A 21,250-nucleotide genomic window follows, 5' to 3' on the forward strand; every position below is an offset into this window, starting at 1 on the left:
GTCGTTTATCCGATAATAGGCGGCTCTTTTATTTCAGGCTAAATAATGACCGATTACTTACTGCTCTTTGTCGGAACTGTGCTGGTTAATAACTTCGTACTGGTGAAGTTCCTTGGCCTGTGCCCGTTTATGGGGGTCTCCAAAAAGCTGGAGACGGCAATGGGCATGGGGCTGGCCACCACCTTCGTGATGACGATGGCCTCCATTTGCGCATGGCTGATTGATACCTGGATCCTGATCCCGCTGGACATGCTCTACCTGCGCACCTTGTCCTTTATTCTGGTCATTGCGGTGGTGGTGCAATTTACCGAAATGGTAGTGCGTAAAACCAGCCCTGCCCTGTATCGCCTGTTGGGTATTTTTCTGCCCCTCATCACCACCAACTGTGCTGTGCTGGGCGTGGCGCTGCTCAACATCAACCTTGGGCATAATTTCATGCAGTCGGCGCTGTACGGTTTTTCCGCGGCGGTCGGTTTCTCTTTTGTTATGGTCCTGTTCGCGTCGATTCGCGAGCGTCTGGCAGCGGCGGATATTCCCGCGCCGTTTCGCGGTAACGCCATCGCTCTGGTGACCGCAGGTTTAATGTCTCTGGCCTTTATGGGCTTTAGTGGTCTGGTGAAGTTGTAATGAGTGCTATCTGGATTGCCATCGCGTCCATCAGCGTACTGGGACTCGTCTTTGGCATCATTCTGGGTTATGCCTCCCGCCGGTTTGCGGTAGAGGACGATCCGGTGGTTGAAAAAATTGATGAGCTTTTGCCGCAGAGCCAGTGTGGGCAGTGCGGCTACCCTGGCTGCCGTCCTTACGCTGAGGCGGTGGGCGTGCAGGGAGAAAAGATCAACCGCTGCGCGCCGGGTGGCGAAGCGGTCATGCTTAAAATAGCTGCCCTGCTGAACGTCGATCCGCAGCCTGTCGACGGCGATGAACAGGCGCAGGAGCCCGTTCGTGCCCTTGCTGTTATCGACGAAGCCAACTGCATCGGCTGCACCAAATGTATTCAGGCGTGCCCTGTCGACGCCATTGTAGGCGCAACCCGCGCCATGCACACCGTTGTGGCGGACCTGTGCACCGGCTGTAACCTCTGCGTGGCCCCCTGCCCGACGCAGTGTATAGAACTCCGCCCGGTTGAAACGACGACCGAAAGCTGGAAATGGGATCTTCAGACCATTCCGGTTCGCAATATTCCTGTGGAACAACATGCTTAAGTTATTTTCTGCTTTCAGAAAAGAGAAGATCTGGGACTTCGACGGCGGTATCCATCCCCCGGAAATGAAAACCCAGTCAAACGGTACGCCGCTGCGTCAAATTCCGCTGGCGACCCGCTACGTGATGCCATTGAAACAGCACATCGGCGCGGAAGGCGAGCTGTGCGTGAAAGAAGGCGATACCGTCCTTCGCGGCCAGCCGCTGACCTTTGGTCGTGGACGTATGTTGCCGATACATGCCCCGACTTCGGGCAAGGTGGTGGCTGTTGCCCCCCATACCGTTGCCCATCCCTCGGCGTTGTCTGAGCTGAGCGTCATCATTGAAGCCGACGGGGAAGATCGCTGGATCGATCGTGACGGCTGGAGCGACTACCGTTCCCGCAGCCGTGAAGCGCTGATTGAACGCATTCATCAGTTTGGCGTAGCAGGTCTTGGAGGCGCTGGCTTCCCGACCGGCGCCAAGCTTCACGGCGGCGGCGATAAAATCGAAACGCTGATTATTAACGCCGCCGAGTGCGAACCGTACATCACCGCCGATGATCGTCTGATGCAGGACTGTGCCGCGCAGGTGGTGGAAGGTATTCGCATTCTTGCGCATATCCTGCAACCCCGCGAAGTGCTGATCGGTATTGAAGACAATAAACCGCAGGCCATTTCGATGCTGCGTGCGGTGCTGGCGGACAGCCATGATATCGCCCTGCGCGTGATTCCAACCAAATACCCATCCGGCGGGGCGAAGCAGCTGACGCAGATCCTGACCGGAAAACAGGTTCCCCACGGGGGCCGTTCGTCCGATATCGGCGTGCTGATGCAAAACGTGGGTACTGCCTACGCGGTGAAACGTGCGGTGATTGACGGAGAGCCATTGACCGAACGCGTCGTCACGCTGACCGGCGAGTCCGTCTCCCGTCCCGGCAACGTCTGGGCGCGTCTGGGTACGCCGGTGCATCATCTGCTGGAACAGGCTGACTTCTGCCCGGGGAGCGAGCAGATGGTCATTATGGGCGGCCCGCTGATGGGCTTTACCCTGCCGTGGCTGGATGTGCCAGTGGTGAAGATTACCAACTGCCTGCTCGCCCCTTCCCCAACGGAGATGGGCGAAACGCAGGAAGAGAAAGGTTGTATACGCTGTAGCGCCTGCGCGGATGCGTGTCCGGCAGACTTGCTGCCGCAGCAGTTGTACTGGTACAGCAAAGGCCAGCTGCACGATAAAGCCCAGGCGCATAACCTGGCTGACTGTATTGAATGCGGTGCCTGTGCCTGGGTCTGCCCAAGCAATATTCCGCTGGTGCAGTACTTCCGTCAGGAGAAAGCCGAAATCTACGCTATCTCCATGGAAGAAAAACGTGCCGCTGAGGCGAAGGCCCGCTTTGAAGCGCGCCAGGCGCGACTGGAGCGCGAGAAACAAGCCCGTCAGGAACGCCATAAGCAGGCTGCCGTGCAGCCTGCGGCGAAAGATCAGGATGCGATTAACGCTGCCCTCGCCCGTGTGCGGGAGAAGAACGCGACTGCCGCTCAGCCGGTAGCGATCGTGGCTGGCCAAAAGCCGGACAATAGCGAAGCGATTGCCGCCCGCGAAGCGCGTAAAGCCGAAGCGCGCGCACGTCAGGCGGAGAAGGCGCAAAACGCCAAACCGGAAACCGACACAGACCCGCGTAAAGCGGCGGTGGAAGCGGCTATCGCCAGGGCAAAAGCCCGTAAAGCCGGTCAGCAGACAGTGGTGGTTGAACAGGAAGCGACCGATCCGCGCAAGGCGGCCGTTGAAGCCGCTATCGCCCGCGCCAAAGCACGTAAAGCGGCACAGCTTCAGCCTGCCGAAGAGAGTGAAGCGCCTGTCGACCCACGTAAAGCCGCCGTTGAAGCGGCCATCGCCCGTGCCAAAGCACGAAAAGCCGCACAGCAGGACGAACGGCCTGCGGCCGCCAACGACGATCCACGCAAAGCCGCAGTCGCCGCCGCGATTGCGCGTGTTCAGGCAAAGAAAGCCGCGCAGCAAGCCGTTAACGAGGATTAAATGGTTTTCAGAATTGCAAGTTCCCCTTACACCCATAACCAGCGCCAGACATCGCGTATTATGATGCTGGTGTGCCTGGCCGCGTTGCCAGGTATTGCCGTACAGTGTTGGTTTTTCGGCTGGGGTACGCTTTTCCAGTTAGTTCTGGGTTGCGCCAGTGCCGTCGCAGCGGAAGCAGCGATCCTGAAGCTGCGCAAAATGGAGGTGACTCGCATCCTGAGCGATAACTCCGCCCTGTTGACCGGCCTGTTGCTGGCCATCAGCATTCCCCCGTTCGCCCCGTGGTGGATGGTAGTATTGGGAACGGTATTTGCGGTGATCATCGCCAAGCAGCTGTACGGTGGGCTGGGCCATAACCCGTTTAACCCGGCAATGATTGGTTACGTGGTGCTACTGATCTCCTTCCCGGTACAGATGACCAGCTGGCTGCCGCCGCATGAGATCGCCGCCACGGTGCCCGGCTTTATGGATGCCCTGAACGTTATCTTTACTGGCCACACCGCGATGGGCGCGGATATGAACGCGCTTCGCATGGGCGTGGATGGCATCAGCCAGGCCACCCCGCTCGATACCTTCAAAACCTCCCTGCGTGCCGGCCACAGCGTCGAGCAGGTGATGAAATCGTCTATTTACAGCGGCGTACTGGCGGGTGCGGGCTGGCAGTGGGTCAATCTGGCCTACCTGTTGGGCGGTGCCTTCCTGCTGCAACAAAAAGCGATCCGCTGGCATATTCCGGTGAGCTTCCTGGTGACGCTGGCCGTCTGTTCAACGCTCGGCTGGGTCATCTCACCTGAGTCACTGGCCAGCCCACAGCTCCATCTGCTCTCAGGCGCGACCATGCTCGGGGCATTCTTTATTCTGACCGATCCGGTCACCGCCTCTACCACCAACCGAGGTCGTCTGATTTTCGGCGCGCTGGCGGGCTTGCTGGTCTGGCTTATTCGCAGCTTTGGTGGCTATCCGGACGGCGTGGCATTTGCCGTACTGCTTGCTAACATCACCGTTCCGCTCATCGACTACTACACGCGTCCACGCGTGTACGGTCATCGCTAAGGGTTACGCCATGCTAAAGACTATGCAAAAACACGGCGTCACGCTGGCGATCTTCGCCGCCGCCCTCACCGGGCTGACCGCGCTGGTAAATGAACTGACGAAAAGCACCATTGAAGAGCAGGCAATGAAGCAGCAAAAGGCGTTGTTCGATCAGGTGATCCCATCAGACTTCTATGATAATAACCTGCAAAAAAGCTGCTTTGTCGTGCAGGCCCCGCAACTCGGTAAAGGAAGCCACCGCGTTTATATTGCCCGTAAGGGCGAGAACCCGGTGGGTGCCATCATGGAAGCCACCGCGCCGGACGGTTACTCTGGCGCAATTCAGCTGCTGGTAGGCAGCGATTTTTCCGGCACCGTGCTGGGTACGCGCGTGACGGAACATCACGAAACGCCGGGCCTTGGCGACAAAATTGAAACACGCCTGAGCGACTGGATTTTACACTTTGCCGGTAAGATGATTCATGGCGAGGACGATCCTGCTTTCGCGGTGAAAAAAGATGGCGGTGAGTTTGACCAGTTCACGGGCGCCACGATTACGCCCCGCGCGGTCGTCAACGCCGTCAAACGCGCCGGTCTGTATGCCGAAACGCTGCCCGCGCAGATCAATCATCTTTCCGCCTGTGAGGAGTGACCATGAGCCAGGTTAAAGAGGTTATCGTCCAGGGACTCTGGAAGAACAACTCGGCATTGGTACAGCTGTTGGGATTGTGCCCGCTGCTGGCGGTGACGTCTACCGCCACCAACGCGCTCGGGCTGGGGCTGGCGACCACGCTGGTGCTGACCCTGACCAACTTCTCCATTTCTGTTTTGCGCCGCTGGACGCCATCGGAAATCCGTATTCCGATTTATGTCATGATCATTGCATCGGTGGTCAGCGTCGTGCAAATGCTGATTAACGCCTACGCATTTGGCCTGTACCAGTCGCTCGGGATCTTCATTCCGCTTATCGTGACTAACTGTATAGTCGTGGGCCGCGCTGAAGCCTTCGCGGTGAAAAACAACCCGGCAATTTCCGCGCTGGATGGGTTTTCCATCGGCATGGGCGCGACTGCCGCCATGTTCGTCCTCGGCTCTCTGCGTGAAATTCTGGGCAACGGTACGCTCTTCGACGGTGCGGACGCGCTGCTTGGCGGCTGGGCGAAATCGCTGCGTATCGAGGTGTTCCATACGGACACCCCATTCCTGTTGGCCATGCTACCGCCAGGCGCCTTCATTGGCCTTGGGATGATGCTGGCGTTAAAATACCTGATTGATGAAAAACGTAAACGCCGCGCCGCTGAACGCAGCGTACAGGAAGGGATCCCCGAGAAAGCAGTATGAATAAAGAGAAACGCATTGCGATCCTGACGCGCCTGCGCGATGAGAATCCTCATCCAACAACAGAGCTGAATTTTAACTCGCCGTTTGAACTGTTGATCGCGGTGCTGCTCTCTGCACAGGCCACTGACGTGAGCGTCAACAAAGCCACGGCCCTGCTCTACCCTGTCGCCAATACGCCGCAGGCCATGCTGGGGCTGGGGGTTGAAGGGGTAAAATCCTATATCAAGACCATCGGCCTGTTTAACAGTAAGGCCGAAAACGTCATTAAGACCTGCCGGATCCTGCTTGAGCAGCACGGCGGTGAAGTCCCGGAAGATCGCGCAGCGCTGGAAGCGTTGCCAGGCGTCGGGCGTAAAACGGCAAATGTCGTGCTCAACACGGCGTTTGGCTGGCCGACGATCGCCGTGGACACTCACATCTTCCGCGTTTCTAATCGCACCCGGTTCGCGCCGGGTAAAAACGTGGAAGAGGTGGAAGAAAAGCTATTAAAAGTGGTCCCTGCGGAATTTAAGGTGGATTGCCATCACTGGCTAATCCTTCACGGGCGCTATACCTGTATTGCACGTAAGCCACGCTGCGGCTCCTGCATTATCGAAGATCTCTGTGAATACAAAGAAAAAGTCTATCCCTGAAGGTACATCCACTTGTTACTGTTCAAGCCCTTAGATTAAACAAGGGCTCTGATATCTTCTCCCTTGGCCGTAATTTTCCCTCTCATTGTCCATAAAGTGTTGTCGATTCTGCGGATATTTAACACTCAAACAGGTTAATAGTTTTTTCATCACCAAAAATTTCTATACATCTGTGATCGCGATCACTCTGATAACTTGATGTTGGATTTTTGTTGTTAAAACCCTCTCCACGCCTTTGCCAGACAAGATCTCCTCGTTTACTCACCGCATATAAGACCAGTCATTTTTCAGAATATGGGCTATATCACTGCCTTTCACCCAAAATAGCAGAACATATCGCCATACAGCCATTCATCAGGGTCATTTACAGTGAAAAAAACCACCAATTCTCAACGGATGAAATTTAACGCTGCATAACATTTGCGTGAACCGATAATTATACCGCCACAGTTATATGTAACAGATTATTACAAACGTATTGCCAGATGGGGCTGGATAGTGAACATTACCCGCCGTTTCCCCTCCCAATATAACTATAAAGCGGATGGACTACGGTCATCACGCTATGAACACCCCCGTTAATATGGGATGTAAAAAAAGAGGTATATGTGTCTACTGCAAACAATAAACCAACAGATGAGAGCGTAAGTCTTAACGCTTTCAAACAGCCTAAAGCGTTCTATCTCATTTTCTCTATCGAATTATGGGAGCGTTTTGGCTACTACGGCCTGCAAGGGATTATGGCCGTTTACCTGGTTAAGCAACTGGGTATGTCCGAAGCCGATTCCATCACGCTGTTCTCGTCCTTCAGCGCTCTGGTCTATGGCCTGGTCGCCATCGGCGGCTGGTTAGGCGATAAAGTCCTCGGTACGAAACGTGTCATTATGCTGGGCGCCGTGGTTCTGGCGATTGGCTATGGTCTGGTTGCATGGTCCGGGCACGATGCGGGCGTGGTATACATGGGCATGGCTACCATCGCGGTAGGTAACGGCCTCTTTAAGGCTAACCCGTCCTCCCTGCTTTCTACCTGCTACAACAAAGATGATCCGCGTCTGGACGGTGCATTTACCATGTACTACATGTCCATCAACATCGGTTCATTCTTCTCTATGCTGGCAACCCCATGGCTGGCCGCGAAATTCGGCTGGAGCGTAGCGTTTGCGCTGAGCTTCGTGGGTATGCTGATCACCGTTGTGAACTTCCTGTTCTGTCGCAGCTGGGTTAAAGATTATGGTTCTAAACCAGACTTCGAACCCGTGCATATGGGCAAACTGCTGGCAACCATCGTCGGCATTGTGATCCTGGCCGCTGTCGCGACCTGGCTGCTGCACAACCAGGGTATTGCACGTGCCGTACTGGCCGTGGTTGCGCTGGGTATCGTGATTATCTTCGCTAAAGAAGCCTTCGCGATGCAGGGTGCGGCACGTCGTAAGATGATTGTGGCGTTCATCCTGATGCTGGAAGCGATTATCTTCTTCGTCCTGTACAGCCAGATGCCAACGTCCCTGAACTTCTTCGCAATCCGCAACGTTGAGCACTCCATCCTGGGTATCGCGTTCGAGCCGGAGCAGTACCAGGCACTGAACCCGTTCTGGATCATGATTGGTAGCCCGATTCTGGCCGCTATCTATAACAAGATGGGCGACCGTCTGCCGATGCCGCACAAGTTCGCTATCGGTATGGTGCTGTGCTCTGGCGCATTCCTGGTGCTGCCGCTGGGGACGAAATTCGCGACCGACGCGGGTATCGTGTCTGTTAACTGGCTGATCCTGAGCTATGCGCTGCAATCCATCGGTGAACTGATGATCTCCGGTCTGGGCCTGGCGATGGTTGCACAGCTGGTCCCTCAGCGTCTGATGGGCTTCATCATGGGTAGCTGGTTCCTGACGACCGCTGGCGCAGCCATCATTGCAGGTAAGATTGCGAACCTGATGGCGGTACCGGACAACGTTACCGACCCGCTGGTCTCCCTGAACGTCTACGGCACCGTGTTCATGCAAATTGGTATCGCGACAGCCGTAATTGCCGTGCTGATGCTGCTCACCGCACCAAAACTCAATCGTATGACGCAGGACGACGACAAATCCGCTAAAGCGACCAACACCGCGAACGCGTAATGTCATCGGGAAACGACTGAACAGAAGCCGCTAATTGATTAGCGGCTTTTTTTTTATCTGAACGCGCACTAACATAGCGGGAACCTCAGCAAAAAGGAGTTACCGATGAAACTGTTCTATAAACCGGGCGCCTGCTCTCTTGCTTCGCATATCACCCTTCGCGAGAGCGGTAAGGATTTCACGCTGGACGGCGTTGACCTGATGAAAAAGCGCCTGGAAAACGGGGGTGACTTTTTTGCGATTAACCCAAAAGGGCAGGTTCCGGCCCTGCTGCTGGATGATGGTACGCTGCTGACCGAAGGCGTGGCGATAATGCAGTACCTGGCCGACAACGTGCCTGATCGTCAGCTGCTGGCACCAACAGGCAGTATCTCTCGCTATAAAACCCTTGAGTGGCTTAACTACATCGCGACCGAGCTGCACAAAGGCTTTACGCCGCTGTTCCGCCCGGATACTCCGGAAGAGTACAAACCGACCGTACGTGCGTTACTTGAGAAAAAGATGCAGTACATTAATGAATCACTGAAAGACGATCAGTGGATCTGCGGTGCGCGTTTCACCATTGCTGATGCGTATCTGTTTACCGTTCTGCGCTGGGCGCGCGCGGTGAAGCTGAACCTGGAAGGATTAGATCATATTGCGTCGTATATGGAACGCGTAGCGGCACGCCCTGCGGTTGCAGCGGCGCTGAAGGCAGAAGGGTTGAATTAATCCGAGCGCGCTGTACTGCCGGGTGGCGCTGCGCTTACCCGGCCTACACTATCCCTGCTCTTACAATTGGGTTGCGCTGAAATAATGCTCGGGCTTCGCGATGCGATCCTGCGCCGCGACCACCTGGAGCTCATATTCCTGCATCGTCTTCGTCGCAATCATGATTTCATAAACGGCTGCGGTTACGTGCTCCAGCGCATCGCGCAGGCTTGCGCCCTGCAATAGCTTCACCAGCAGCAAACCGCTGGTCACATCCCCAACCCCGACAGGCTGACGTGTACCGAAATCCACCAGCGGTCGACTGATGTGCCAGGCTTCATCCTTGGTCACCAGCAGCATCTCAAAACGGTCCTGGCTCAACCCTGCGCGTGCCAGGTGCTTAACCAGCACAATCTCTGGCCCCTGGGCGAGGAGCTCGCGAGAGGCGCGTACAGCCTCTTCTACGCTGTTGACTGGATGCTCGCACAGGATCTCAAGTTCAATCAGGTTGGGCGCAATAATATCGCTGGCAGGCAATGCATGACGGACATGAAACTCCGCAACGCCCGGCGCGACGATGCAGCCTTTTTCCGGATGTCCCATCACCGGATCGCAGAAATATTTCGCCGCGGGGTTTGCCGCTTTCACCTGGCGCACAATGCCGAGGATATGTTCCCCCTGCTCCGCCGAACCCAGATAACCGCTCAGTACGGCATCGCAGCGTTTAAGCTGGTCGATATCCGCAATCCCCTGAACGATCTCCGTCAGATGTGACGGCGGCATCACGCAGCCGGTCCATTTACCGTACTGGGTGTGATTCGAGAACTGAACGGTATTGAGGGGCCAGACGTTGGCCCCGAGGCGGCGCATCGGGAATTCCGCAGCGCTGTTGCCAGCATGTCCAAAAACAACGTGGGACTGAATGGCGAGGATGTTCTTCATGTTGTACTTACCAAACCCTGTCAAAACAAAAGGGGCGTGGTTTCCCACGCCCCTGCGTACTTTTAATTACTTCCAGCAGACCAGACAGTAATTTTTCTTACCGCGACGCAGCAGCGTGTAGCGACCATAGAGACGGTCGTTCTCGGTAAAGGTGTATTCCGGATCGGCCTGTTTTTCGCCATTAATGGTGATCGCGTTAGAGGCGATGGTTTTACGCGCCTGACCGCGAGACGGCTGGAGCTCGGAGTCCACCAGCGCCTGCATCAGATCGGCGCCTTTTTCCATCTCCACCATCGGCACGCCATCCTGAGCAAGCTGTTCGAAGTCCGCTTCGCTTAAATCGCTCAGGGTCCCGTTGAACAGGCTCGCCGTAATGCGTTTCGCCGCTGCCAGACCTTCTTCACCGTGAACCAGTTTAGTCACTTCGTCGGCCAGCACATACTGGGCGCGCGGTGCTTTACCGCTGTTCTTGTCTTCTTCTTCCAGCGCATTGATTTCTTCGATATCCATAAAGGTGAAGAATTTCAGGAAGCGATAAACATCGGCATCCGCCGTGTTGATCCAGAACTGGTAGAATTTGTACGGGCTGGTTTTCTTCGGATCAAGCCATACTGCGCCGCCTTCGGTTTTACCAAACTTGGTACCGTCTGCTTTGGTGATCAGCGGCACGGTCAGACCAAACACCTGATTCTGGTGAAGGCGACGGGTCAGATCGATACCGGAGGTGATGTTACCCCACTGATCAGAACCGCCAATTTGCAGCGACACGCCGTGCAGCTTGTTCAGGCAGGCGAAGTCATACCCCTGCAACAGGTTGTAGGAGAACTCGGTGAAAGAGATTCCCTGATCGTCACGGTTAAGACGCTGCTTGACCGCTTCTTTGTTAATCATCTGGTTAACAGAGAAGTGTTTGCCGATGTCACGCAGGAACGTCAGCACGTTCATGCCACCAAACCAGTCGTAGTTGTTCGCCGCAATCGCAGCGTTGTCACCACAGTTGAAATCCAGGAACGGTGCAACCTGTTTACGGATCTTATCCACCCACTCCTGCACGGTGTCTTCGGTATTCAGCTTACGCTCAGCGGCTTTGAAACTTGGGTCGCCAATCAGACCAGTCGCACCGCCAACCAGGGCAACAGGCTTATGACCCGCCATCTGGAAGCGTTTCAGGCATAACAATGGAACAAGATGCCCCAAATGCAAGCTGTCAGCGGTGGGATCGAAGCCGCAATAGAGCGCGATCGGGCCTTGCGCCAGTCGCTCTGCTAACGCTTCCTCGTCCGTCACCTGGGCCACCAGGCCCCGCTCTTGCAATTGTTTAATCAAGTTACTGCTTGCCATCAAATTCTCCATGTATAAACGACTGCACCTTTGCCGGTACACGACTTTTCGCCTGATGCGAAAGGACCATAGAATAAAGCGCCAGCGCGGTGTGCGCTAGCGCTTAAATCAACAAATTTTGGGGATTACGGTGCCAGTCGGTCTATTTTCCAGCCACCGTTGTCGCGCTGGTATAAAAAGCGATCGTGCAGGCGGTGCTCACCGCCCTGCCAGAATTCCATCTGCTCAATGGGGATGCGGAACCCGCCCCAGAAACTCGGCAGCGGCACTTCACCCTGCTGAAACTTCTGTTTGAGTTCGAGGAATTTACTTTCAAGTACGCCGCGGGCCGAGATTCGGCTGGACTGTTTAGAAACCCAGGCGCCAATCTGACTGTCGCGCGGTCGGCTGTGGAAATATTTCACCACTTCGAGCGTAGAGAGGCGCTCTGCCTTGCCGGTAACCATCACCTGGCGCTCAAGCATATGCCACGGGAAGAGCAGGCTAATACGCGGATTATTTTCCAGGTGATGCGCTTTACGACTACCAAGGTTGGTGTAGAACACCAGCCCTTTCTCGTCATAATGCTTAAGAAGAACGATGCGTTGATACGGCTGACCGTTTTCATCAACCGTGGCAACGACCATCGCCGTCGGGTCGGCCAGTTTCGCTTCGCAGGCCTGTTTCAGCCAGCGTTCAAAAAGCACCAGCGGTTCGGCGGGAAGATCCTGGCGGCGCAGACCGCCTTTGGTGTATTCACGGCGCAGATGCGCAATTTGCTGTAGTTCGTCGTTATCTGACATGGCGTTAGCTGAAAGTGAGATTGGGTGGCGCTATTGTGCGCGCCCCCTTCAAAAATCTCAACGCTTCGGATTTTCCAGCTGACAATTGTTCAGCACAATGCGGTCTCGCTTATAGACGGTGGCGCTGTCACCTTTTGACCAGAAGACGTAGATCCCATCCGTGTAACGCGCCCCGGAGGCGGACATCCCCTGCTTCAGCGTCAACAACTTATTGTCATAAACAAGGCTGGCTTCCTGGCGAGTGTTGTTCAGCTTCACCGTCAGCGGTTTTTCATCACAACGATATTCCAGCGTATCGGTTTGCATACGCTCAACGAACTGGTTATAGACGCTGCATCCGGTCATAAGAAAAGGTACAGCAATGAGAAGAAGTTTTTTCATGGGCAGATTCCGAAGACTATCCTGGTCCTGGAGGGCCTAACCGCCCTCCTGTTTTTCCCTATTTTACGGGTTATGCCTCCCGCTGAATTTCAGTTAACTCTGATTATGGCGCGGATTTGCCGGGAAAATAGCACCGAGGACGCTCGCCTCTCGCGCACCGGTTACGGAGGGTAAATTCCCGGGCAGACCGGCAACCGTACGCCAGGCAAGCCAGGCGAAGGCCAGCGCTTCCATGTCGTCTCCGCTGATCCCGACTTCGTCAGTGGTCGTGACTTCGGTGCCCGGCAGCAGGGCGGCGAGGCGTGCCATCAGGAGGGGGTTGCGGCTTCCGCCTCCGCATACCAGCAGACGCTCGCACCCGCCGCTGAGCAACACCTGTTCAGAAATCGACACGGCGGTAAGCTCAGTCAGCGTAGCCTGCACATCCTGAGGCGCAAGGCCGGGGAAGCGTGCCAGATGACGTTCAAGCCAGCCGTAGTTGAAATACTCTCGCCCCGTGCTTTTCGGCGCTGGCAGGGCAAAGAATGGATCGCTTAACAGGGCTTGCAGCAAGGGAAGGATCACTTTCCCCTGGCTGGCCCACTGCGCGTCTTTGTCGTAGGGTTTACCGTTCTGACGCCAGATCCAGGCATCCATCAGCATATTACCGGGCCCGGTATCGTATCCACGCACGGGCTGCCCGGGAATGAGCATCGACAGGTTGGCAATCCCGCCAATGTTCAGAACCATTCTGCGCTCCACCGGGTGCGCCAGCAGCGCCTGATGAAATGCCGGAACCAGCGGCGCCCCCTGCCCGCCGAGGGCCATATCGCGACGACGGAAATCCCCCACCACCGTCACGCCGGTTTTTGCCACAATCTGGTTATTATCGCCAATTTGCATCGTGTGCGGCGCCTCGCCGACAGGTTCATGCCAGACGGTCTGCCCATGGCAGCCTATTGCCACGACATCCTGCGGATGAAGTCTTTCTTGCTGCATCAGGGCCAATACCGCATCAGCAAACAGCGCCCCCAGACGCACATCCAGTTGGCCCAGTTGGGAAAGCGTCAGCTGTTGCCCCTGGCAGATGCTCAGGATCTCTTCTTTTAACGAGACCGGAATAGGCCAGGTCAGGCTTGCCTGCTGCGCCACCATGTTTTCATCAATGGCGGCCAGAACGACATCCACACCGTCAAGACTGGTACCAGACATCACACCGATATAGCGACCCGATTTCATGCGCTTTCCTTACGTTACATGGGCTAAGTGCAACCACTCCATCATAAATAACGCTGCTTTGCTATCCGGTGATAATATTTTTTAACAATCTCAGACCTGTAGCACAGACGGTTTTTGTTTATGTCCCGTTAAGCCCCGTTCAGGTAAAATTTATCTATTCGGCATGCAAAGATATGAACTGTGGTCAGGAATGCCATATAATTTAGCCATAACGGATGCCCCAATCGGGCGTTTTTTGGTGAACAGGAGAGTCAAATGATTTTACGTGTACTGGGCGTTTCGCTGATTGGTTTAACACTGGCGGGTTGTGTGAACGACAATTCACTCTCCGGCGACGTATATAGTGCTTCTGAAGCTAAACAGGTACAGAACGTGACCTACGGTACTATCGTTAATGCCCGTCCTGTTCAGATTCAGGGTGGTGATGACACGAACGTCGTGGGCGCAATCGGTGGTGCTGTGCTGGGTGGTTTCCTGGGTAACACCATTGGTGGCGGCACCGGTCGCTCTCTGGCTACCGCAGCAGGCGCAGTTGCAGGCGGCGTAGCGGGTCAGGGCGTTCAGGGTGCGATGAACAAAACTCAGGGCGTTGAGCTGGAAATCCGTAAAGACGATGGCAGCACCATTATGGTTGTGCAGAAACAGGGTAATACTCGCTTCTCTGCAGGCCAGCGTGTTGTACTGGCAAGCAACGGTAGCCAGGTCACCGTCTCCCCGCGTTAATATCCCGACGGATGCGGTCCTTTCGGGCCGCATCCATTTACAAAAACTATCATTTTAAAAAATGTATTTATAAAAATACATTCACACGGCGTATAATTAATTCCCTCTGATATTGTTCCTGCGCAAAGTATTTTTTATTTCCCTCCTTTAGACTCGTCTGATTCTCTTTTTCCTCTTTTTAATTTTTTAACATTCTATGCTTGCGAACTGTCGATTTGTAATGAACCGCTTTGTGGCCTTTGCACTTGGGTGCATTTTTATCATTGCCGTGTTACAAGGTTGTTTTATAAAACTTGTTGAATGGGTTCCTTCATTCTCTCCGCTATTTTTCCCTACGCTCACTATTTTTCTTCTGGTATTCCATCTGTTTATCGCCTGTTTTATGGCAATGAAATACTGGTGTGATAAAAAACGGCTATATCTCGTTCCGATTGCGTCAGCCTTTGCCGGTTCAGCACTGCTGATGGTGGGTACGCTATCCAGTTTTCCAGGTTGGCTGGATCTCTATCAGTTCAACGAGGCGAACTATAATGACGCGATGATCTTTTATATGTTCCGACACCTCTTAATGGCGGTGCTCATGATGGCCTCAGCCTTACTTTATACGCTTCGCGTTTCCCCCCTTTCACGAAGCACCCACATCGGTATTGTTGTCGGATCGGCTCTCTTTACGGGCTGCATGCTTTGGCTGGCGTGGTTCTATTCCAGCCATTCCACGACGTTAACCCTGGATCTTGTGGATAATGAAACCCGGCAGTTCATGATTCTCTGGAGCCAGACCATCAACATCATTTTGGTCATTCTTTGGGTTGTCACATTAATCACCCTGATGGTCGTGACCCGGATAAGAAATTTGTTCTGGGCGGGCGGCAATTTTTTATGCGTCTGTTATGTCGTCACGCTGTTAATGCTGTTGTTAGGTGGATACGTAGAAGATGTATCATGGTACCGCGCCCGGTTATTCGAAACTGTCGCGACATTAATGATTATTTTCATTTTGCTTTCCGACGTCTTTAATTTGTATCGTGACTCGCACGTCAAATACCAGCAGTCATATCAAAATTCAATCCGCGACCCGCTTACCCGTCTTTATAATCGCAGCTATTTTTATGATTCATTAAACTACGCCCTCAGCACTGCAACGGAGGCACACCCGGTATCGGTGGTAGTAAGCGACCTTGACCGTTTCAAGCGTATCAACGACTGTTACGGGCATTTGCAGGGAGATAAGGTATTACAGTTCGTCTCTAATCTGCTGACGGATTCCGTGCGCCCCCAGGATATCGCGGCCCGAATCGGTGGTGAAGAGTTTGTGTTGATGCTGACAAATACCCCTTCAGACGCCGCGAGGCAGGTGGCCGAGCGCATTCGCCTCAAGCTGAGCGGGTTTGATAAAGCCAGCAGCGGCGGTCATCTGCCGGAACCTATTACCATCAGCATGGGCGTATTCACCGCAACCTCGCCGGAAACCAGTGCGGAAACCTGCGTGGAGAGCGCGGATAAAGCCATGTATGAGGCAAAAGAGACAGGGCGCAACCGGGTGGTGGTGTTCAGATAATAAGAAAGGCCTTGATTTCGCAAGGCCTTTACGTTCGGTCAGTCGCGAGACTGCAGATCGTGGATGTTCTGCTCAAGACGGGCGATGAGTCCTATCAGCATCTCCAGCTCAGCGGGGGAAATACCTTCAAGGATCTCCCCACGCGTTTTACTGATGACAGCTTCCATCTCAGTAATAATCGGGGCCGCTTTTTCCGTCAATTTGATCCGCTTGGCGCGACGGTCGCTGGCGCAGGTTTGTCGGGAGATAAGTCCCTTCTCTTCCAGTTGGTCAAGAGTGCGCACCAGTGACGGCTGCTCAATGCCAATCGCTTTTGCCAGTTGGATCTGTGACTGGTCGGGCGGGAGCTGATGAATGTTATGCAGCGTAACCCAGTGCGTCTGCGTGAGTTCCAGAGGTTTCAGGCGATGGTCAATCAGAGCACGCCAGATGCGTACCAACCTTGCCAGATCAGAACCTAATGGCGATTCCAATTTCATCTCCTTATAATTAGCTTGCTAAGTGATTATAGTGATTTTAGAATAGTTTGCAGTATTTGTATTGCCAAAACAAATGCAATCACGGTATTCATCATTCCTGAAAGGATGATTTACACTGAACGGTAATGCGCCATCGTATTGAAATATGCCATTGTGGCCCTCACCCCACTGCAAAGGATCACTGCTTGTGACGTTCTTTTCCCTCTGCGCAGGGTTGCCCCTCCAGGATCTGATTGTCGGCGCATCGGTCTACTTTCCGCCACTGTTTAAAGCCGTGATGGTCGGTTTTGTGATCTGGCTCATTGCGCATCGTCTGCTGCGCGACTGGATGTATTCCGGTGAAATCTGGCACCCGATGTTAATGGATCTCTCCCTGTTTACCCTTTCCGTCTGTCTTGGCCTTGCCGTGTTAACCGTGTGGTGAGAATAGCATTGAAAAAGTTAAAATATTTTTCCACTCTTTTCGTTTTAGCGCTGGCGCTTATGGCCGGCTGGTGGCTCTGGAATTATTACATGCAGTCGCCCTGGACGCGTGACGGCAAGATCCGCGCAGAACAGGTCAGCATCACGCCACAGGTGTCCGGCAGTATCAGCGCGCTGCTGGTGAAGGACAACCAGTTCGTTCATGCGGGCGATGTGTTATTCCGCATCGATGAGACCCCTTTCCACATTGCGGTGCTCAATGCCCAGGCGCAGCTCGCAAAAGTTCAATCAGATCTGGCAAAAGCCAATAACGAAGCCGAACGTCGCCGACATCTGTCGAGGAATTACATCTCTGCGGAAGATCTCGATACCGCCAATATCAATGTAAAAGCCATGCAGGCCAGCCTGAAGGTTGCAGAGGCAACGCTGAAACAGGCCGAGTGGCAACTGACCCAGACCGTTGTCAAAGCTCCGGTAGATGGATGGATCACGAGCCTGTCGACCCGTGTGGGGGATTACGCCACCACAGGCCAGCCGGTCTTTGCCCTGGTAGATAGCCACTCTTTCTATGTTGTAGGTTATTTTGAAGAGACCAAGCTGCGCCATATCCGCGAGGGTGCGCCTGCCCGGATCACGCTTTACAGCGGTGCAGAAAAGTTACAGGGTCACGTTAGTAGCATAGGTCGGGCAATTTACGATCAGAGCGTGGAAACCGATTCTGGTCTGGTGCCTGACATCAAACCCAACGTACCGTGGGTGCGTCTGGCTCAGCGGGTGCCTGTTCGCGTCGAGTTTGAGCAACTGCCGAAAGACATTACTCTGGTCTCTGGCACAACCTGCACCGTCGCCATCGGATCGCGATGATGAACCTGGGGGCTTTCTCCTGGCGCAATACGCCGTGGATAAAAGCGACACGGCCGCAGTGGCGTTACGCGCTGCGTAACGGCATCGCCATGTGCCTTGCGCTTACGGTAGCCTATTATCTGAATCTGGATGAGCCTTACTGGGCGATGACCTCTGCGGCGGTCGTCAGCTTCCCTACCGTCGGGGGCGTTATCAGTAAAAGCCTCGGGCGCGTGGCGGGTAGCCTGCTGGGTGCGACCGCTGCACTGCTTCTTGCCGGCCATACCCTGAACGATCCCTGGCTCTTTCTGTTAAGCATGTCGGCATGGCTGGGGCTGTGCACCTGGGCCTGCGCCCATTTTACCAACAACGTTGCGTACGCGTTTCAACTGGCAGGTTACACTGCAGCCATTATCGCCTTTCCGGTCGTCAACGTGCTGGATACCACCGAGTTATGGGACATCGCCCAGGCACGCGTATGTGAAGTGATGGTCGGCATTCTGTGCGGCGGCGTCATGATGATGATCCTGCCCAGCACCTCGGATGGCACTACGCTTATCACCGCCCTTAAAACGATGCACGCGCGTTTGCTGGAACATGCCAGCCTGCTTTGGCAGCCTGATAGCAGCGATAACATCCGTCTAGCACACGAAAAGGTCATCGGCCAGATCCTGACCATGAACCTGTTACGCATCCAGGCATTCTGGAGCCACTACCGTTTTCGTCGCCAGAACACGCTCCTGAACTATTTACTGCACCAGCAATTGCGGATGACGAGTGCGATCTCAAGCCTTCGCCGGATGTTGCTGAACTGGCCTGCGCCGCCAGCCCATACCCGGGAAGTTATCGAGGCGCTGCTCGCCGCACTTGCGCGTCCGGATGCCGATATCTATACCGTGGCCCGCATTATCGCGCCGCTCGCCCCAACGGATGAATATGATTACCGGCACCGCGCCTTCTGGCAGCGTCTGAACTATTTCTGCCGCCTGTATCTGCGCAGCAGCCGCTGGTTAAAAGCCGTCGAAAATGCCACGCCCGTCACCGAATTTTCCGTTCCCGGTAGCCCAGCTCTGGCGCGCCATACCGACGCAATGGAGGCGCTGTGGAGCGGTTTTCGTACGTTTTGCGCGTTGACGGCCGTGGGCGCATGGGCCATCACCACGCAATGGGATGCGGGCAGTGCAGCCCTGACGCTTGCGGCAATCAGCTGCGTGCTCTATTCCGTCGCAGCTTCCCCGTTTAATTCCCTGACGCTTCTGCTGCGTACGCTGGTACTGCTGTCGCTGTTCAGCTTCGTGGTGAAATATGGTTTGATGGTGCAGATAACCGACCTCTGGCAATTTCTGCTGTTTCTCTTCCCGCTATTAACCACCATGCAGTTGCTCAAACTGCAAATGCCAAAACTGGCCGGTCTGTGGGGGCAGTTGATTGTTTTTATGGGCTCATTTATCTCTGTAACGAATCCTCCGGTTTACGATTACGCTGATTTTCTCAACGATAACCTGGCGAAGATCCTCGGCGTGGGGCTGGCGTGGCTGGCTTTCGCCGTGCTACGCCCGGGCTCGGATGCGCGTAAAAGCCGCAGGCATATTCGTGAGCTGCGCAGGGGTTTTGTCGATCAACTGAGCCGCAGGCCGCATCTGCGTGAAAGCGAGTATGAATCGCTGGTTTACCATCATGTCAGCCAGCTGAACAACAGCCAGGATTCCCTCTCCCGTCGCTGGCTACTGCGCTGGGGCGTGGTGCTGCTGAACTGTTCGCACGTGGTGTGGCAGCTGCGTGCCTGGGAGACGCGTTCCGACCCGCTTTCGCAGGTCCGCGATAATTGTATTTCCATGCTTCGCGATGTGATGAGCGAGCGCGGAGTTCAGCAACGCCCCCTGAGCGTCACGCTCGCCGAGCTTCAGCGTATTTGCGACGCTCTGGCGCACCACCATCAGCCTGCGGCCCGCGATCTGGCGTCCATTATCTGGCGGCTGCACTGCTCCCTGTCACAGCTTGAACAGGCGCCGCCACCCGGAACAATTGGCGATCAGATCACGCCGCAGGCATAGCGCGCCCCGCCGCCGCCAAGCGGTTTAGGTTGATCGGACATGTTATCGCCGCCCACATGGACCATCAGCGCCTTGCCTTTGACCTCGTCAATCTTTTTCAGCCGGGGCGCAACAACCGGATCGGTGGCTTTACCGTCGTTATTCACCACCAGCACCGGCAGATCGCCGAGGTGCCCCATACCTTCCGGGCCTTCATGCTTACCAGAGTTGTGCGGATCCAGATGCCCCCCAGCGGCCTCAGCGGCTGAAGGTTTCCCCTCTTTCATTGCAGGTTGACAGCTGCCTTTGGCATGAACGTGAAAACCATGTTCACCGGGTGGAAGGGCCTTGAGATCGGGAGCAAATTCCAGCCCTTTATCGGTTTCGGTGATTTTCACCGTCCCGATGGACTGGCCTACCCCCTGAGAAGTGACGAGATTCATTTCAACTTCTTCGCTGGCTGCCTGCGCTCCTGCGCAAACAACCAGCGTGACCACTGCCAGAGCAAAACGCTTCATATGACCTCCACGGGTTATTTTTTGCACCTTAAGTCTATACCAGAGGCGCAGATTTCACCGGAAAGTCAGACTCCACGCACTCAGGGTACGTCGTAGCCCAGAGCCGCCTTGCGGATGCGGAACCACTGCTGACGCGACATATCCAGCTCTTCAGCCACCAGCGCAGCGCGTACGCGCTCAATTTTGCCGGAGCCGATAATTGGCAGCGGTTTAGACGGCAGGCGCAGGATCCAGGCGTAAACCACCTGCTCAATACTCTCCGCATTCAGTTCGCGGGCCACCGTTTCAAGCTCGTTACGCAGCGGCTGGAATGCTTCATCGTTAAACAGGCGGCCGCCGCCCAGGCAAGACCATGCCATTGGACGGATGCGCAGCTGTTGCAATTGGTCGAGCGTGCCATCCAGCAGCAGCGGCTGATGAACAGGCGAAATCTCCACCTGATTCGTCGCCAGCGTAAACGGCAGGCGAGACTGCAATAGCGCAAACTGTGCCGGGGTGAAGTTAGACACGCCAAAATGACGCACTTTGCCGCTCTGGTGTAGCGTCAGGAACGCTTCCGCAACCTCATCCGCATCCATCAATGGATCGGGACGGTGGATCAGCAGCAGGTCGATACGATCGGTGGCCAGGTTGACCAGTGACTGCTCAGCGCTTTTAACGATATGCGCGCTGTCAGTGATGTAATGCCCAAGTGCATGCTCCGGTTTTGCTGTGGTGGCAATACCGCATTTGGTCACAATCTCCATACGTTCACGCAGCGCTGGCGCACGCTTCAGCGCTTCGCCAAAAGCGGCCTCGCACTGATAGCCACCATAAATATCAGCGTGATCGACGGTGGTGATCCCGAGATCGAGATGCTCTTCTATAAAGTCCGCCAGCTGGACCGGAGACATATTCCACTCCATAAGGCGCCAGTAGCCCATAACGAATCGGGAGAATTCCGGGCCCTGCGGGGCAAGGGTAATACGCTGAACCATA

Annotated in this window: 22 protein-coding genes; 14 read left to right on the forward strand and 8 right to left on the reverse strand. The window is 55.0% G+C overall.

Annotated elements, in window-relative coordinates:
• The first annotated feature begins 45 nt into the window (after positions 1-45).
• The 9 genes from rsxA to gstA all read left to right on the forward strand — a co-directional run bounded on the left by rsxA (position 46) and on the right by gstA (position 9,052).
• Entirely contained in the window at positions 46-627 is a 582-nt protein-coding gene (gene rsxA, locus ACOT1A_RS07495) for an electron transport complex subunit RsxA (protein ID WP_022647920.1), read from the forward strand.
• The gene (gene rsxB / locus ACOT1A_RS07500; protein WP_015570664.1) at positions 627-1,205 is read left to right on the forward strand and encodes an electron transport complex subunit RsxB; all 579 of its coding nucleotides are present in this window, start codon (positions 627-629) and stop codon (positions 1,203-1,205) included. The genes rsxA and rsxB overlap by 1 nt, the downstream gene beginning before the upstream one ends.
• Positions 1,198-3,219 carry an electron transport complex subunit RsxC gene (gene rsxC, locus ACOT1A_RS07505; RefSeq protein WP_032624360.1) on the forward strand — a complete coding sequence of 674 codons (2,022 nt, stop codon included), beginning with the start codon at positions 1,198-1,200 and terminating at the stop codon, positions 3,217-3,219. The genes rsxB and rsxC overlap by 8 nt, the downstream gene beginning before the upstream one ends.
• Positions 3,220-4,272, forward strand: coding sequence for an electron transport complex subunit RsxD (gene rsxD, locus ACOT1A_RS07510; protein ID WP_022647918.1), 1,053 nt, complete (start codon positions 3,220-3,222; stop codon positions 4,270-4,272).
• A gap of 10 nt (positions 4,273-4,282) precedes the next feature.
• On the forward strand, positions 4,283-4,903 hold the full coding sequence (rsxG, locus tag ACOT1A_RS07515; protein ID WP_022647917.1) for an electron transport complex subunit RsxG: 621 nt from the start codon (positions 4,283-4,285) through the stop codon (positions 4,901-4,903).
• Between the two features lie 2 nt (positions 4,904-4,905).
• Entirely contained in the window at positions 4,906-5,592 is a 687-nt protein-coding gene (locus ACOT1A_RS07520; protein ID WP_003857592.1) for an electron transport complex subunit E, read from the forward strand.
• Complete coding sequence (nth, locus tag ACOT1A_RS07525; protein ID WP_023306010.1) at positions 5,589-6,224, forward strand: endonuclease III; 636 nt, start codon at positions 5,589-5,591, stop codon at positions 6,222-6,224. The genes ACOT1A_RS07520 and nth overlap by 4 nt, the downstream gene beginning before the upstream one ends.
• A 608-nt stretch (positions 6,225-6,832) precedes the next feature.
• On the forward strand, positions 6,833-8,341 hold the full coding sequence (gene dtpA / locus ACOT1A_RS07530) for a dipeptide/tripeptide permease DtpA (protein WP_023299961.1): 1,509 nt from the start codon (positions 6,833-6,835) through the stop codon (positions 8,339-8,341).
• A gap of 105 nt (positions 8,342-8,446) precedes the next feature.
• Complete coding sequence (gene gstA, locus ACOT1A_RS07535; protein WP_045308481.1) at positions 8,447-9,052, forward strand: glutathione transferase GstA; 606 nt, start codon at positions 8,447-8,449, stop codon at positions 9,050-9,052.
• A 60-nt stretch (positions 9,053-9,112) separates the two neighbouring features.
• On the opposite strand, the gene pdxY is transcribed toward gstA, so the two are convergent.
• From pdxY to anmK, 5 genes are all read right to left on the reverse strand, one after another.
• Complete coding sequence (gene pdxY, locus ACOT1A_RS07540; RefSeq protein WP_063137521.1) at positions 9,113-9,973, reverse strand: pyridoxal kinase PdxY; 861 nt, start codon at positions 9,971-9,973, stop codon at positions 9,113-9,115.
• A 66-nt stretch (positions 9,974-10,039) separates the two neighbouring features.
• Positions 10,040-11,314 (reverse strand): tyrosine--tRNA ligase, encoded by a 1,275-nt coding sequence (gene tyrS / locus ACOT1A_RS07545; RefSeq protein WP_022647913.1) that lies wholly within the window; start codon positions 11,312-11,314, stop codon positions 10,040-10,042.
• Positions 11,315-11,439: 125 nt separating this feature from the next.
• Entirely contained in the window at positions 11,440-12,096 is a 657-nt protein-coding gene (gene pdxH / locus ACOT1A_RS07550) for a pyridoxamine 5'-phosphate oxidase (RefSeq protein ID WP_003857601.1), read from the reverse strand.
• A gap of 57 nt (positions 12,097-12,153) precedes the next feature.
• Positions 12,154-12,483: a C-type lysozyme inhibitor gene (gene mliC, locus ACOT1A_RS07555; RefSeq protein ID WP_105322720.1), complete on the reverse strand. Its 330-nt coding sequence runs from the start codon at positions 12,481-12,483 to the stop codon at positions 12,154-12,156.
• Positions 12,484-12,570: 87 nt separating this feature from the next.
• On the reverse strand, positions 12,571-13,695 hold the full coding sequence (gene anmK, locus ACOT1A_RS07560) for an anhydro-N-acetylmuramic acid kinase (RefSeq protein WP_105322719.1): 1,125 nt from the start codon (positions 13,693-13,695) through the stop codon (positions 12,571-12,573).
• Between the two features lie 255 nt (positions 13,696-13,950).
• On the opposite strand from anmK, the gene slyB reads away from it, so the two are divergent.
• Together slyB and ACOT1A_RS07570 are read left to right on the forward strand one after the other, a co-directional pair.
• A complete protein-coding gene (gene slyB / locus ACOT1A_RS07565; RefSeq protein ID WP_022647910.1) occupies positions 13,951-14,418 on the forward strand; it encodes an outer membrane lipoprotein SlyB in 468 nt (155 codons plus the stop codon).
• A gap of 196 nt (positions 14,419-14,614) precedes the next feature.
• Entirely contained in the window at positions 14,615-15,976 is a 1,362-nt protein-coding gene (locus ACOT1A_RS07570; protein WP_038415948.1) for a sensor domain-containing diguanylate cyclase, read from the forward strand.
• Positions 15,977-16,014: 38 nt separating this feature from the next.
• Here the strand turns inward: ACOT1A_RS07570 and slyA are convergent, their stop codons facing one another.
• Entirely contained in the window at positions 16,015-16,455 is a 441-nt protein-coding gene (slyA, locus tag ACOT1A_RS07575; RefSeq protein WP_032623345.1) for a transcriptional regulator SlyA, read from the reverse strand.
• Between the two features lie 187 nt (positions 16,456-16,642).
• Here slyA and ACOT1A_RS07580 point away from each other — a divergent pair, with 187 nt between their 5' ends.
• From ACOT1A_RS07580 to ACOT1A_RS07590, 3 genes are read left to right on the forward strand one after another with little or no spacing between them, the layout of a single operon-like run.
• Positions 16,643-16,879: a DUF1656 domain-containing protein gene (locus tag ACOT1A_RS07580; protein WP_105322718.1), complete on the forward strand. Its 237-nt coding sequence runs from the start codon at positions 16,643-16,645 to the stop codon at positions 16,877-16,879.
• A gap of 2 nt (positions 16,880-16,881) precedes the next feature.
• Positions 16,882-17,742, forward strand: coding sequence for an HlyD family secretion protein (locus ACOT1A_RS07585; protein WP_105323048.1), 861 nt, complete (start codon positions 16,882-16,884; stop codon positions 17,740-17,742).
• Positions 17,742-19,775, forward strand: a complete 2,034-nt coding sequence (locus ACOT1A_RS07590; RefSeq protein ID WP_105323047.1) for an FUSC family protein — start codon at positions 17,742-17,744, stop codon at positions 19,773-19,775. Before ACOT1A_RS07585 ends, ACOT1A_RS07590 begins: the two co-directional genes overlap by 1 nt.
• On the opposite strand, the gene sodC is transcribed toward ACOT1A_RS07590, so the two are convergent.
• Complete coding sequence (gene sodC, locus ACOT1A_RS07595) at positions 19,754-20,272, reverse strand: superoxide dismutase [Cu-Zn] SodC (protein WP_022647904.1); 519 nt, start codon at positions 20,270-20,272, stop codon at positions 19,754-19,756. The genes ACOT1A_RS07590 and sodC overlap by 22 nt on opposite strands.
• A gap of 80 nt (positions 20,273-20,352) precedes the next feature.
• Positions 20,353-21,249, reverse strand: a complete 897-nt coding sequence (locus ACOT1A_RS07600) for an aldo/keto reductase (RefSeq protein ID WP_105322717.1) — start codon at positions 21,247-21,249, stop codon at positions 20,353-20,355.
• Position 21,250: the final 1 nt, after the last annotated feature.

Source organism: Enterobacter cloacae complex sp. SYL003 (assembly GCF_049236925.1).
GTDB lineage: Bacteria > Pseudomonadota > Gammaproteobacteria > Enterobacterales > Enterobacteriaceae > Enterobacter > Enterobacter intestinihominis.

What these genes read in the sequence shown, in the direction of transcription:
- rsxA (WP_022647920.1), top strand. Translation starts at nt 46, where the DNA reads ATGACCGATTACTTACTGCTCTTTGTCGGAACTGTGCTGGTTAATAAC.
- rsxB (WP_015570664.1), top strand. Translation starts at nt 627, where the DNA reads ATGAGTGCTATCTGGATTGCCATCGCGTCCATCAGCGTACTGGGACTC.
- rsxC (WP_032624360.1), top strand. Translation starts at nt 1,198, where the DNA reads ATGCTTAAGTTATTTTCTGCTTTCAGAAAAGAGAAGATCTGGGACTTC.
- rsxD (WP_022647918.1), top strand. Translation starts at nt 3,220, where the DNA reads ATGGTTTTCAGAATTGCAAGTTCCCCTTACACCCATAACCAGCGCCAG.
- rsxG (WP_022647917.1), top strand. Translation starts at nt 4,283, where the DNA reads ATGCTAAAGACTATGCAAAAACACGGCGTCACGCTGGCGATCTTCGCC.
- ACOT1A_RS07520 (WP_003857592.1), top strand. Translation starts at nt 4,906, where the DNA reads ATGAGCCAGGTTAAAGAGGTTATCGTCCAGGGACTCTGGAAGAACAAC.
- nth (WP_023306010.1), top strand. Translation starts at nt 5,589, where the DNA reads ATGAATAAAGAGAAACGCATTGCGATCCTGACGCGCCTGCGCGATGAG.
- gstA (WP_045308481.1), top strand. Translation starts at nt 8,447, where the DNA reads ATGAAACTGTTCTATAAACCGGGCGCCTGCTCTCTTGCTTCGCATATC.
- pdxY (WP_063137521.1), bottom strand. Translation starts at nt 9,973, where the DNA reads ATGAAGAACATCCTCGCCATTCAGTCCCACGTTGTTTTTGGACATGCT.
- tyrS (WP_022647913.1), bottom strand. Translation starts at nt 11,314, where the DNA reads ATGGCAAGCAGTAACTTGATTAAACAATTGCAAGAGCGGGGCCTGGTG.
- pdxH (WP_003857601.1), bottom strand. Translation starts at nt 12,096, where the DNA reads ATGTCAGATAACGACGAACTACAGCAAATTGCGCATCTGCGCCGTGAA.
- anmK (WP_105322719.1), bottom strand. Translation starts at nt 13,695, where the DNA reads ATGAAATCGGGTCGCTATATCGGTGTGATGTCTGGTACCAGTCTTGAC.
- slyB (WP_022647910.1), top strand. Translation starts at nt 13,951, where the DNA reads ATGATTTTACGTGTACTGGGCGTTTCGCTGATTGGTTTAACACTGGCG.
- ACOT1A_RS07570 (WP_038415948.1), top strand. Translation starts at nt 14,615, where the DNA reads ATGCTTGCGAACTGTCGATTTGTAATGAACCGCTTTGTGGCCTTTGCA.
- slyA (WP_032623345.1), bottom strand. Translation starts at nt 16,455, where the DNA reads ATGAAATTGGAATCGCCATTAGGTTCTGATCTGGCAAGGTTGGTACGC.
- ACOT1A_RS07590 (WP_105323047.1), top strand. Translation starts at nt 17,742, where the DNA reads ATGAACCTGGGGGCTTTCTCCTGGCGCAATACGCCGTGGATAAAAGCG.
- sodC (WP_022647904.1), bottom strand. Translation starts at nt 20,272, where the DNA reads ATGAAGCGTTTTGCTCTGGCAGTGGTCACGCTGGTTGTTTGCGCAGGA.
- ACOT1A_RS07600 (WP_105322717.1), bottom strand. Translation starts at nt 21,249, where the DNA reads ATGGTTCAGCGTATTACCCTTGCCCCGCAGGGCCCGGAATTCTCCCGA.